Below are 235 nucleotides of genomic sequence, written 5' to 3'. Positions count from 1 at the left end.
GCCTGTGCGTGCGCGGGGGCACCAGCAACCTGGTCAGCCAGAGCGGCATCGTGCTGCTGGTCGGCCTTGCCGCGGAGACCGGGAGCCTGATCGGCGAGTTCGGCACCCAGCTGCGCGACGGAGGGCGCGACGTGCACCGGGCCATCGGCGTAGCGGCCTGGGTGCGCCTGCGGCCGGGGGTGATGACCTCCAGGGGCACCGGGGGCGGTGCGCTCGCGCGGGTGGGGGGCGGCGG

The 235-nt window shown here is 77.0% G+C and carries 1 protein-coding gene; it reads left to right on the top strand.

Annotated features, from left to right (window positions below; all coding sequences use genetic code 11):
- On the top strand, positions 1–235 hold a 235-nt coding region (locus ACQG3P_RS24065), incomplete at both ends, for an efflux RND transporter permease subunit (RefSeq protein WP_426806454.1).

It is taken from the genome of Stenotrophomonas sp. SrG (assembly GCF_050031795.1).
Taxonomy (GTDB): domain Bacteria; phylum Pseudomonadota; class Gammaproteobacteria; order Xanthomonadales; family Xanthomonadaceae; genus Stenotrophomonas; species Stenotrophomonas rhizophila_A.
The sequence above is the reverse complement of the archived record's forward strand: the minus strand, read 5'-3'. Positions and strand labels throughout refer to the sequence as shown.